General features: G+C 36.3%; 13 protein-coding genes. 10 read left to right on the top strand and 3 right to left on the bottom strand.

The annotated features are described in order from the left end of the window. Positions 1-137 precede the first annotated feature (137 nt). On the top strand, positions 138-659 hold the full coding sequence (locus tag WFK35_RS01195; protein ID WP_214588535.1) for an NAD(P)H-dependent oxidoreductase: 522 nt from the start codon (positions 138-140) through the stop codon (positions 657-659). Positions 660-665: 6 nt separating this feature from the next. Next, positions 666-2543: a monovalent cation:proton antiporter-2 (CPA2) family protein gene (locus tag WFK35_RS01190; RefSeq protein WP_336730998.1), complete on the top strand. Its 1878-nt coding sequence runs from the start codon at positions 666-668 to the stop codon at positions 2541-2543. 117 nt (positions 2544-2660) lie between these two features. On the opposite strand, the gene WFK35_RS01185 is transcribed toward WFK35_RS01190, so the two are convergent. Then, positions 2661-3479, bottom strand: a complete 819-nt coding sequence (locus WFK35_RS01185; RefSeq protein ID WP_336730996.1) for a head GIN domain-containing protein — start codon at positions 3477-3479, stop codon at positions 2661-2663. A 59-nt stretch (positions 3480-3538) separates the two neighbouring features. Here WFK35_RS01185 and WFK35_RS01180 point away from each other — a divergent pair, with 59 nt between their 5' ends. Together WFK35_RS01180 and WFK35_RS01175 are read left to right on the top strand one after the other, a co-directional pair. Beyond that, entirely contained in the window at positions 3539-5680 is a 2142-nt protein-coding gene (locus WFK35_RS01180) for a M3 family metallopeptidase (RefSeq protein ID WP_336730994.1), read from the top strand. 184 nt (positions 5681-5864) lie between these two features. After that, the gene (locus WFK35_RS01175) at positions 5865-6242 is read left to right on the top strand and encodes a YchJ family protein (RefSeq protein WP_336689813.1); all 378 of its coding nucleotides are present in this window, start codon (positions 5865-5867) and stop codon (positions 6240-6242) included. Between the two features lie 329 nt (positions 6243-6571). Here the strand turns inward: WFK35_RS01175 and WFK35_RS01170 are convergent, their stop codons facing one another. Then, positions 6572-7072: an FKBP-type peptidyl-prolyl cis-trans isomerase gene (locus tag WFK35_RS01170; protein ID WP_087711621.1), complete on the bottom strand. Its 501-nt coding sequence runs from the start codon at positions 7070-7072 to the stop codon at positions 6572-6574. Between the two features lie 80 nt (positions 7073-7152). Beyond that, complete coding sequence (locus WFK35_RS01165; protein WP_235132865.1) at positions 7153-7404, bottom strand: VF530 family DNA-binding protein; 252 nt, start codon at positions 7402-7404, stop codon at positions 7153-7155. 121 nt (positions 7405-7525) lie between these two features. Between WFK35_RS01165 and WFK35_RS01160 the strand changes: the two genes are divergently transcribed. The 6 genes from WFK35_RS01160 (at position 7526) to WFK35_RS01135 (ending at position 12735) form a co-directional block, all read left to right on the top strand. After that, positions 7526-8620 (top strand): sensor histidine kinase, encoded by a 1095-nt coding sequence (locus tag WFK35_RS01160; RefSeq protein WP_336730993.1) that lies wholly within the window; start codon positions 7526-7528, stop codon positions 8618-8620. 6 nt (positions 8621-8626) lie between these two features. Further along, positions 8627-9301, top strand: coding sequence for a LytR/AlgR family response regulator transcription factor (locus WFK35_RS01155; RefSeq protein ID WP_336730991.1), 675 nt, complete (start codon positions 8627-8629; stop codon positions 9299-9301). Positions 9302-9561: 260 nt separating this feature from the next. Then, positions 9562-10314, top strand: a complete 753-nt coding sequence (locus tag WFK35_RS01150) for a dioxygenase family protein (RefSeq protein WP_336730990.1) — start codon at positions 9562-9564, stop codon at positions 10312-10314. 129 nt (positions 10315-10443) lie between these two features. Beyond that, entirely contained in the window at positions 10444-11085 is a 642-nt protein-coding gene (locus WFK35_RS01145) for a pirin family protein (protein ID WP_235132869.1), read from the top strand. 21 nt (positions 11086-11106) lie between these two features. Beyond that, on the top strand, positions 11107-12141 hold the full coding sequence (locus WFK35_RS01140; protein ID WP_336730988.1) for a T9SS type A sorting domain-containing protein: 1035 nt from the start codon (positions 11107-11109) through the stop codon (positions 12139-12141). A 93-nt stretch (positions 12142-12234) separates the two neighbouring features. Next, positions 12235-12735 (top strand): hypothetical protein, encoded by a 501-nt coding sequence (locus WFK35_RS01135; protein WP_336730987.1) that lies wholly within the window; start codon positions 12235-12237, stop codon positions 12733-12735. The last annotated feature ends 36 nt before the right edge of the window (positions 12736-12771 follow it).

Raw genomic sequence — 12771 nt, 5'->3', positions numbered from 1 at the left:
AATACGTTAAAAATCAAACTCCTTTATTCCATTTATATCATTAAAAACATCCTTTTTACTATTAAAAAATTATTAAACTACTACAAAACCCTCCTTTACTTCAAAAATTTTTCATTATATTTACGTAAAACAGGTTTATGAAGAAGACGTTGGTAGTTTTTGCGCATCCTTATTTAGAGCATTCCAACTCGAATGCAGAGCTCATTAATTTCTATGTCCGTCATCAGCATTTTACCCTGCGGGATATTTATGAAGAGTATCCTAATTTTCATATTGCCGCTTTCAGGGAAAGAAAAAGAATAAAAAATTACGATCGCTTTATTTTCCAGTTTCCACTCATCTGGTTCGGAATGCCGCCTTTGTTAAAACTCTGGATCGATGAAGTTTTCGACCGCGACTGGCTTAAAGAAGATCATCACAATCCTTTGGAGGGAAAAGAAGTTTACATTCTCGTAACCACCGGCGGAAAAGAAAGATCATTCAGCAAAGAAGGAACGTATAAGTTTACAGTAGAGGAGCTCATTAGCGGACTTATCGTATCGCTGAATGTTTTTAAAGCAAACATTAAGAATATCAAAATCGTTTACGAAGCCAACAAACTCTCAAAAAAAGAAATTATCGTACACAAACAACAGTTTGTAGAACTTCTCAACCAATAAAAATTTATGGAAACAAGCTTAGCAATGAACACTCTTATTTTCTTAGGCGTAGCCATCATTATGGTTCCGCTGGCAAGAAAATTCGGGCTGAGTTCTGTCATCGGGTATATTGCAGGCGGAATTATTATTGGCCCTTATGTTTTAAAATTAACCGGAAAAGATGTTAACGACATTATGCACGCCAGTGAATTTGGAGTTATCATGCTTTTGTTTTTAGTAGGTCTGGAGCTGGAACCCCGAAAATTCTGGGATATGCGGAAGAAGATTGTCGGACTCGGCTTAACGCAGATGCTTTTAACGATTTCCCTCCTATTTCTCGTATTTATCTGGGCAGGCTGGAAGATTGATAAAGCCATTGCTATCGCCATGTGTTTCGCTTTGTCTTCCACAGCAATTGTGTTGCAGACCTTACAGGAAAAAAACAATTTAAAAACCTTAGCCGGAGAAGCTTCTTTTTCCACTTTACTGTTTCAGGATATTGCGGTGATTCCTATTTTAGCAATCCTTCCGCTGATTGCCAATTACAAATCCAGACATCACGATAACGATATTCAGGTGCTTATACAGACTCTTCCGGAATGGATGCAGTTCGCGACCGTTATTTTGGGAGTGGTTATTTTAATTTTACTGGGGCGGTATGTTTTTGTTCCTTTTTTAAGATATGTCTCGAAATCCGGAATGTCAGAGCTTTTAACCGCTTCTTCCCTATTTCTGGTCATCGGAGTTTCAGAACTCATGGTTGCTATTGGTTTATCTCCCGCTTTAGGAGCTTTCCTTGCAGGAGTGATGTTAGCCAACAGCGAATTCCGCCACGAACTGGAAGCACAGATTGATCCATTCAAAGGATTATTGCTTGCCGTATTTTTTGTAAGTGTAGGTTCCACGATGAATTTTAACGTCATTCAGAAAGATCCTACTTTTATTTTCACCACCGTTTTTGCGGTTTTAGCCATAAAATTCCTTGTTTTATTTCTTATCGGAAAGTTTTTCAAAATAGATACCCCACAAAGCCTGTTTTATGCTTTTGCGCTTTCGCAGGTGGGAGAATTTGCTTTTGTCCTCATTAATTATGCTTCAAGTCTTTATCTTCTGCCTTCTGAACTCAATGCGCAGATGATGGCTGTAACGGCAATAACCATGTGCATCACGCCGTTTCTATTAATTATTAATGATAAACTTATTACTCCGAGATTCATAAAAGAAGTTCCTGATCCCGATAATGATTTTAATATTCTGGACGGTAATATTCAGCAAAAGAAAATCATCATCGTAGGATTCGGACATTTCGGAAGTACGGTCGGAAGACTTTTAAAAGCGAATAAAATTCCGGCAACGGTTTTAGACCGGGATTCTGACCGTGTAAAATTATTGAGAAGTTACGGTTTTAAGGTGTATTATGGCGATGCTACCAAAATCCCCACATTACGGGCAGCAGGAATTGAAGATTCCGAAATTCTGGTGCTGTGTCTTGATGATCCCGATGACAATAAATTTGTCGCCGATATTGTAAGAGAAAATTATCCACAGGTAAAAATCTTTGTGCGTGCCAAAAACAGAATAGATTCTTATGAATATTTAAACAGCGGAATTAATAATATCTACCGTGAAACTCTGGGAACCGCAGTAGATATGGCAGTCGACGTTCTTCATGCAACCGGAATGCGGAAATACGCAGCAAGACGTCTCGGACAGAGATTTATGACCATCGATAAAGCTTCGATCCGAAAATTGGCAAAATCGGATCATGATGATGAAATTCATCTTTTTACCACAAAAGAAATCCTCCTGCGAGAGGAGGAATTACTGGCGTATGATAATCTTAATTTTGATAATCAGCAATGGGAAGATTCTTCTAATGATGAAGAGGATGAAGATGAAAATTAATAGCTTACATTTGATTTAAATAAACTAATCAGTGATCATTTTAACGCTATCTCCACAAAGATTTTTATCTCAAACGTTTAATTTTCCGTTCGCAATGGCATTTCACTCAGCAAAGCATTACTGAATAGTCACGCTTCCGCCACTGCTTTCGTTTTTGGTAATATTGGTAACGTTTCCTTTTTTATACACATTCACGCTTCCGCCGGATGACGCTTCTGCATTAATGGAAGAAGAAGCACTGATGTCTACGCTCGCTCCGCTGGATGAATCTGTTTTCAGATTCTGAACTATAACATCTTTGGCAGAAACACTGCTTCCTGATGAAGCACTGATCTCCGCATTTTTAGCTTTACCTGAAAGATCCAGACTTGCAGCAGATGAAGCATCTACATCAAGATCTACCGCCCAGATTTTTCCGTCGAAACTTCCGCTGCTGTCTATGGAAATAGTAAATTTATTCGCCTCAAGATCTCCGGAAACAGCTCCTGAACTGGAAACCTCAATCTCCATTTTATCCTGTACAAATTTATCCTTCACTTTTATGCTTGCCGCAGAATTGGCATTTAATTTTGAAAAATCTTTTGTGTAAATTCTTGCAGAAACATTGTGAGAATCCATCACACGGATTCCTGATTTATAATGAATATGAAGTTCTCCTCCACTGTTGTCTACGAGAACCTCATCGATAATATTTTTCGGAGCAGAAATTACGACCTTTTCAAAATCTGCTTTTATTACTTCAGCTTCGATTGCCTGTGAAACTTCGATTTCTTCAAAATCGCCAGTAACTTCTTTATGGCTCATCGGTCCGTTGTCTTTCATTACTACTTTTTCCACCCAGTTTTTCTGTTCGTTACCGTTATGATGTCGGTCATTTTTATCGCAAGAAGCCAGAAGTGCAATCGCCGAAAAAAGAAAAATAGTCTGTGATTTCATGTTTATTATTTTATGAATTAAGTTTTAAGTATCTTTATACCTTTATTAACAACTAATTTATGAAAAATATTACATCGGTATTATTAATTTCTGCATTAGCATTCAATCAATCATGTACTACAATGAAAAACACCGATAGCCAACAGGAAGTTCCAGCTCCGGACGCATCGCTTTCATCGAATCCTTTCATGAAAAAAAGCAAACTTCAATATGAAGCTCCTGAATTTGATAAAATTAAGAATGAACATTTTAAACCCGCTTTTGATTTCGGTCTGAAACAGCATGACGCTGAAATTTTAAAAATCGCCAACAATTCTGAAGCACCCACTTTTGAAAACACCATCGTAGCTCTGGAAAAAAGCGGTGAAGTTCTGAAAAGAGCTCAAATCATATTTTCAAATCTTACGAGTGCCAATACAAATCCTACGTTACAGGCACTTGATGAAGAATATGCTCCAATCTTTGCAGCCCATTCTGATAAAATGTATCTGAATGAAAATCTTTACAAAAGAATAAAAGCGATTTCTGAGAATGGTTTAGACTCTGAAAGCAAAAGGTTATTACAATATTACAAACAGAATTTCGAAATTGCAGGAGCCAATCTTTCTTCTGCGGATAAAGAAAAACTAAAGCAGATCAATCAGGAACTGGCTTCACTGTCTACGCAATATTCCAACAAATTGCTTGAAGCGAGAAAGCAGGGCGGCGTTTTCTTTACAGATGTGAAGGAACTGGACGGACTTTCCGCCGATGAAATTGCTGCGGCAGCTTCTGATGCCAAAAATGCAGGAAAACCGGGACAGTATCTTTTAGCATTACAAAACACTACACAACAACCTCTTTTACAGAGTCTTAAAAACAGAGCAACGAGAGAAAAACTCTTCAAAGCATCATGGACAAGAGCTGAAAAAGAGGATGGAAACGATACAAGAGAAACCATTGAAAAATTAGCGAAATTAAGACTGAAAAAAGCTCAGGTTTTAGGTAAAAAAAACTTCGCAGAATGGAAATTGCAGGACCAGATGGCAAAAACACCGGAAGCTGCAACAAAATTAATGAACCAGATTGCGACTCCTGCGGTAGAAACAGCAAGACGTGAGGCAAAAGATATTCAGGATCTGATCGATCAGCAGAAAGGAGGCTTCAAAGTTGAACCATGGGACTGGAATTTTTATGCTGAACAGGTAAGAAAGGCAAAATTTGATCTTGATGAAAGTGAAATTAAGCCTTATTTTGAAATTACAACCGTTTTGGAAAAGGGAGTATTCTTCGCTGCGGAAAAATTCTACGGATTAACTTTCAAAAAGAGAACGGATCTTCCGGTTTATCATCCTGATGTCGTAACGTATGAAGTTTTCGATCATGACGGAAAATCCATTGCCATTTATTATCTGGATTTCTACACGAGGGATTCTAAAAACGGAGGAGCTTGGATGAGCAATTTCGTAGAACAGTCTTATTTATTGGGAACAAAACCTGTGATTGTAAACTGCTACAATTATCAGAAACCGGCTCCGGGAAAACCTTCTTTAATCAGTTATGATGATGTTTCCACTATTTTCCATGAATTCGGACATTCTATTCACGGGATGTTTGCCAGCCAGAAATATCCTTCGCTTTCCGGAACCAATGTACCAAGAGATTTCGTGGAATTCCCTTCACAGATCAACGAACACTGGGCTTTAGATCCTGTTATTTTAAAGAACTACGCTTTACATTACGAAACAAAACAGCCCATTCCGCAAACTTTGGTTGATAAAATTAAAAAAGCGGCAACTTTCAATCAGGGTTACATGACCACAGAACTGGTTTCTGCGGCAGAGCTTGATATGGATTGGCATACGGTTACCAATGAAAGCCAGTTAATTCCAGTTTTAGATTTTGAAAAAGAATCTTTATCGAAACACGGATTTACTTTGGCAACGGTTCCGCCGAGATATCATACGCCTTATTTTGCACACATTTGGGGCGGTGGTTATTCTGCAGGATATTATGCTTATTTATGGTCTGAAACTCTGGATAACGATGCCTGGGAATGGATTTCTAAAAATGGAGGATTGACAAGAGAAAACGGAGACCGTTTCAGAAAATACATTCTGTCTGTAGGAAATTCTGTTGACTTGAATCAGGCATTCAGAGATTTTACAGGACACGATCCGGATATTAAGCCTTTATTGAGAAACAGAGGTTTTATTAAATAAATTTTTTAAAGCATTCAATTTTTGGATGCTTTTTTTTGATTTAAACACTAATGGCATAAATATTTTTCACTAATAGCTCAATAAACATTTCGCAGGTGACACAGATTTTAAAATTATAAAAGATAAAAATTCTTGAATTCGTGGCTAGCAAAAAGTGTAAATTTGTTTCTTAAAATTTAAAACAATGAACTGTCCCTGCTGTTCCGGAAAGACGTACGAAGAATGCTGTAAACCTTATCATACAAAAGAAAAATTTGCTCCAACAGCAGAAGCATTGATGCGTTCAAGATTTTCGGCGTTTGCGATTCCGAACGGAAAATATTTGATGGAAACCACTTCGCCGAGTAAAAGGCAGTTTCACAATACAAAAGATTTACAGGAATGGGGAGAAATTAATAAGTGGACAAAACTGGAAATTGTAAATAAGCCTTCTATGAATAAAGTGGAATTCAAAGCTTTTTACACTGATGAAAACGGAGAAAACCATGTTCATCACGAATTATCTACTTTTAAAATGATCCAGAACCGTTGGTTTTATGTGAGCGGTGAATTTCTTGATTAGATTAAAAAATTTCCCACTAATTTCACAGATTATTGATTCTCAAAATGAAAAATTTTTATGATTACCCGCTATTAAACATACTGTTTTTTTAACGCAAAGGACTCGCAAAGATTCTTTATATACTAACTGTTTTTAAGTTCGCAAAGGCGTTTCACTCAGCAAAGAACTCAAAGCTTTTTCCAATTATGACAAATTACGGATAATCATAAAAATCTTTGATTTTCAGCTTAGGTTTTCTAAAATATTTCCAAAGATTTGAACTGAAAACTTATGTGTAAAAAAAATGTCCAGCATTTCTGCCGGACATTCATATTTTATTGGGAAAATTCTTAGTGAGCTTCGTTTCCGTCTACTCCGTGAGCGTGGCCGTGAGACAACTCTTCTTCTGTCGCAGGACGTGTGTTTAAGATTTCAACCTGAAAATCTAACGTTTTCCCAGCCATCGGGTGATTAAGATCTGCTACTACAGCTTCCGGAGTTACCTCAACCACAATTGCCTGAAAGTTATTTCCCTGATTGTCGGACAATGGTAAAATTGCTCCTACAGGTGGAATTCCTGCTTCTTGAAACATATCGATCGGCAACTGAGCAATTGCATCAGGCTGTCTTTCGCCATACGCTTCTTCAGGCTTAATCGTAAAATCAGCTTTATCACCAGCCTGTAAGCCGTGGATATTCTGTTCAAATTTTGGAATCATCATTCCTACTCCATACAAAAATGTAAGTGGATTTTCTGCTGTTGTTTCTTCTACAAGAATTTTACTTCCATCCGGCTCAATAGTATGTAGGATATACTTTACAGCTACAACGTGATTGTTTTCGATTGTCATATTTTATTCTTTTTTCGTGATTGTTTTCACGATTAACGGCACAAAGATACTGTTTTTGAAATCATTGACCGAAGAAATATCTATTTGTCTTTTTTTCTTTCGCTGCGTTTTTTTTCTCTCTGTACAAAAAGGTATAAACTTTCCACTTTGGCTCTTGCCCAGTCGGTTTTTCTTAAAAATTTCAGAGAAGAATTAATACTGGGATTGTCTGTAAAACATCGGATATTGATCTGTTCACCAAGTTTTTCAAAACCGTTATAATATTCTACCAGTTCTTCAAGAATGGCATCTAGTCTTTTTCCGTGAAGGGGATCTTTAGATTGTTGTTCCATGCTGTAAAAGTAGAGAATTTGTATCGGATGACAAACAGATGACTTTTAGACAAAATAAAAAAACGCCCACTGTTTTAATAATTTTCGACAAATTCTAAATCGAATTTAATAATTTAGTTCAATGAAAAAGCTTTTACCACACATTATCCTCATTCCTCTACTTCTCACCATCCCGATTGTTTCTTCTCCGGATTTTGACGGGACACTGTCTGTCTTCAGGGTTCCTCCTTTTCAAAGGGAGTTTATTCGTTTCGTGCTGGTGATTATCTTTTTTTATGTAAATCTTAACATTTTTCTTCCGAAATTTTACCGGCAGAAAAAACATATTGCTTTTCTAATCTATAGTTCAATATCTTTCGGTGTAATGGTGTTTTTACCTTATTATTTATCATCAGGAAATAATTTTACGAGTGTTCCCTCTCAAATGCATAAGGAACCACAAGAAATGCCACCTCAAAATAATTTATTTCCGCAGCCACCTATGGATGGAAGATCTCCTTTTGATAATTCCGGTCCCAAACGAAATGACAGTTCTTACCCTCAGATAATTTTTGCTTCACTGCTGCCATTTCTTTTTTCGTTCTTATCCTCATTCTTTATTTATAGAAGTAATGAGAAAGAGGAACTGGAAAAATTAAAGGCAAAAGCTGAACTGTTGAATTTAAAATACCAGCTACAGCCTCATTTTCTGTTCAATATTTTGAATTCTATCTATTCTCTGGCTTTGTTAAAATCTGACGATACACCTGAAGGAATTTTAAAACTTTCTAATGTAATGCGTTATGTGGTGCAGGAAAGCAGTAAAGATTTTGTTGAATTAAGTCAGGAAATCGAATACATAAAAGATTATATTTCGCTTCAGCTGATAAGAACAGACAGCAGTTTAGATTTTTCCTATACGGATATCGGAGAAACGCAGGGATTGAAAATTGCGCCTTTTATTTTGGTTAATTTTATCGAAAATGCATTTAAATACGGTTTTAATGCAGAAAAAAATTCTAAAATTTCTGTAAAAGCCGTTGTTCAGGAAGGTATTTTAAATTTTAATGTATTCAATAATATTGTGAACGAAAACATAACGGATGAAAGCAGCCTGAAAGTGGGACTGAAAAATACGATTGAACATCTGCAGCAGATTTATGGAGAAAAACAGACTCTCGTAATAAATAATGACAGAAAAACGTACGAAGTAGATTTAAAAATTAATTTAATCTGATACCTGATGATAAAAGCGATTGCACTGGATGATGAGATTCTCGCTCTTAAAATTATTGAAAATTATGCCGGAAAAATTGAAAATCTTTCTCTGGAAAAAACTTTCAATATACAAAGCGATGCACAGAAGCACCTCAACAAATATCCTGTTGATCTGATTTTTCTGGATATCGAAATGCCTTCCAGAAACGGAATGGATTTTTATAAAAGTATTTCTCAGAATACAAAAGTCATTTTCACCACTGCTTATTCTGAATATGCGGTGGATGCTTTCAGTATCAATGCGATAGATTATTTATTAAAACCTTTTTCTTTTGATCGATTTAAAGCGGCTGTGGATAAAGTAAAAGTGAATAATGAATCTGCTGATGTAAAATATCTTTCCATCCGTGCAGATTATAAACTTCACAAAATTAACTTTGATGATATTATTTTGATCGAAGGTTTAGACGATTACATTCAGATTCATCTTACAGATCATTCCAAGATTACCGCACGTTCTTCTATGAAAAATATTCTGGAAAAACTTTCAGAAAAAGATTTTGTAAGAGTACACCGTTCTTATATTGTTCCCGTAAACCTGATTAAAATGATTGTAAACCGGAATATCCATATTGGGGAATTTATCATTCCGATTGGAGAAACGTATAAAGATGCAGTGATGAAATTGGTAAATAAATGATTTTATTCATCTTAAACCACCCCGTCAAAAATTCTTCGAATTTTTGCCACCCCTTCAAAGGAGGGGAATTTCTATTCGGTAAATTTCCGTCATTTCTATCACATTATTCTTAATATTTCTTAAAAAAAAATTCATTTGCCGACACATTTTTACTGTTTACCTCATAAATTTCATAAGCTGTTTTTTTCAAAATATATTTGATACAGAAATTGATAATTGAATCAATACCATTCAAATAGTAACCTTTAAAAAAACATATTATGAAAACAATAGACAGAAAAGGGTTTTTAAAAACTCTTGGTTTGGCAGGTGTTACTGCGGTAGCAGCTCCTATTTTGATACATTGCGGAAGTGATGACGATATCGCGGATACCACAACGGGCTCATCTTCAGGTTCAGGTTCTTCTTCCGGATCATCTTCAACAGGATGTTCTGTTACCAATTCCGAGACTGAAGGTCCTTTTCCTACAAAATCACCTTCTACACTTGTACAGACTAATATTGTAGGAGACAGAACTGGTGTTCCGTTCACGATTACAATTACCGTTCAGAATACCAATGCAAGCTGTGCCAATCTTCAGGGAGCTATTGTTGATATCTGGCATTGTGATAAAGAAGGAAATTATTCTGAATATGGAGGAACAGCGATGCAGTCTGCCAATTATACGTCTTACCATTTCCTTAGAGGAAGGCAGACAACCGATGCGAACGGAAAAGTTTCTTTCACAAGTATATTTCCGGGATGGTACAGCGGAAGAGCCACTCACATTCATGTTCACATTTATAATTCTGTAGGGCAGTCTCTTTTGGTAACGCAGATTGCATTTCCTGAAGGCAGTGACAGCGCAGTGGTTCAGGTAGCCTCAAGTACAGGATATAAAGGAATGAGCGGATATACTTATAATGCAAGTGATAATGTATTCAGCGACGGAACGTCTAACGAGATGTCTACAATTACCGGAAGTGTAAGCGCAGGTTACGCTCTTACTCATACAATAAAAGTTTCGGCTTAAAAATAAAACAGAGGTTGTTTACTATTAGTTTATTAGTTTTCCACAAAAAGCACAGATTTACACAGGTGTGAAGCGATTAGATGTGTTTATCTGTGCAGTGTGGAATTCCTCAAAAAAAATCCAATCAAAATGTTAGTTCAAAGTCCATCACGTATTTTTAAATCGGATCTTTCTGTCTGGAAGAAAGAAAATTCATGTGTTCTGAACGAGATGATTCCTGATGAAAATTCAGGATTGCGTACAATAACTGAAGTTGTTTTTGGAGAAAACGGAACATTTGATTTTAACTATCAAAAAAATTCTACTGTTCTCATCATTGTTCTTTATGGGGAAATCGCCATTAATGATTTTGAAAAACCCGTTTCTGCGGAATATATTTTTACTTTAAAATCTGAAGAAGAAAATATACTGAACCTCAGAAATAACAGACAGGATGAAAAAGCCGATATTTTAATTTTTGAACTGAAAAGCATAAAAACCGATACTTTTTTCTCTGTTGAAGATCTCAAGATCAACAAAAGAAATCATTTGATCCAGATTTCTGAGAAAGTGGAATATCCCAATTTCATAGGATTGTATGAAGGAAGAAAAGAAGAGGAATATGCTCTTCATCACAAAGGAAAATCAATTTTCGGAATGGTGATTAACGGCGCTTTTGAATTTCAGAACAGACTTTTAGAAACCAGAGACGCGATTATCATTTCTGAAATCGAAACTCTGGAATTTGAAGCATTAAGTGAAAATGCACTTTTACTTTTCCTTGAAGTTTAATTTAAAATAAAAACTAAATACATGGACAGAAAAAAATTTTTAAAAAACTCATTCGGACTGGCAGGAATAGCTGTTGCTGCACCTGTTCTTCTCCGATCGGAAATTTTTCATGAGGAAATGCTGCCGGAAAAGTCTTCTCAAAATGTTTTAACCTGCAGTGTAACCAATTCAGAAACAGAGGGTCCTTTTCCTACACATACTCCGTCGAGTCTGGTACAAACCAATATTGTGGGAGACAGAACCGGAGTTGCCTTTACGATGAATATTTATATAAAAAATACCAACGGAAACTGCGCTGCCTATCAAGGAGTTCTGGTAGACGTTTGGCACTGTGATAAAGACGGCAACTATTCCGAGTACGGAGGTACGGCAATGCAGGCTGCAAATTACACCAACAATCATTTTCTTCGCGGAAGACAGACCACGGATGCAAACGGACTTGTAAGTTTCACGAGCATATTTCCGGGATGGTATCAGAGCAGAGCCACCCACATTCATGTTCATATTTACAAAGCAGACGGAACTTCTCTTCTGGTAACGCAGATTGCTTTTCCGGAGGGAACAAGCAGTGCTGTTTATAATGTGAATGTCAACGGAACTTCATACGGCTATACCAAAGGAATGACAGGATATACTTATAATGCCAGTGACAATGTATTTTCAGACGGAACCAGCAATGAGATGAGTACGATAACAGGATCTTTATCAGCAGGATATATTTTAACTCATACCATTTATGTAGCAGGAGCCGTTTTAGGAACTCAGGAAGCCGCAAACACCAAAAATTTTAATGTGGGACAGAATTATCCAAATCCTTTCAGAGAAGAGACGGTTTTTCCAATTACCCTCAACGAAAAATCAACAGTAAGTATTGAACTGTTTGATGTAAGCGGAAAAAAACTTTTCAGTGTCATCGACAAGCAAAAACTTGCATCCGGAAGTCAGCAGATCAAAATGACCAAAAACCAATTAAAATCCGGAATGTATATCGCAAAAATTACGATTGATAATACGAAAGGAACGTTTACAGAGAATCTTAAAGTTCTTGTAAACTGATCCACTTATTGAGTATTAGATATTTTTCATATCAATTTTGTTTAGGATCAGGGCAGAATTATTAAAAGCTGCCCTGTTTTATTAAAATTTAAAATGATGAAGGCTAAAATAAAACTTGCATTCAGGATTGTAATTGATGAGAATTCTGAAATTGTCTGGGATAGATACATCTTTGAAGACACGTATTTTGAATATAAAATTCAGCATCAGGTTTTCGATGATAAAGAAAACCCGGTAAAGAATTACTGGGAATTGCTGAGAAAAAATCCTCATGCAGAAAGAATTCCGTTTTTACTGAGTTCAGCGGTGGTAAACTATGTTGCGCAGCTTAACGGTGAGATCAAAAGCCTTCCTGATGTTTTGGGAAATACTTTTTTCCCGATTGAAAATTTCAAACTGGATCTTATCAGCTCCAACGTGGAAGATCCTTCAAAGCATAAAATAGGTTTAACTTTTTACACGCCTGAATTGTTGCTGATTGATATTATCGACAATAAGTATCTTTTAAGCAAAAACACTTCAGGAGACTCTTTTGAAACGTTTATGTTTGCCTTTCATCCACAGGTTGCAATAGCTTCTTATACAGCTTTATAATTTATATTGATTAATTTCTAAACAACAGGACGTTGT

This window comes from Chryseobacterium sp. VD8, assembly GCF_037149975.1.
Taxonomy (GTDB): domain Bacteria; phylum Bacteroidota; class Bacteroidia; order Flavobacteriales; family Weeksellaceae; genus Chryseobacterium; species Chryseobacterium indicum.
The sequence above is the reverse complement of the archived record's forward strand: the minus strand, read 5'-3'. Positions and strand labels throughout refer to the sequence as shown.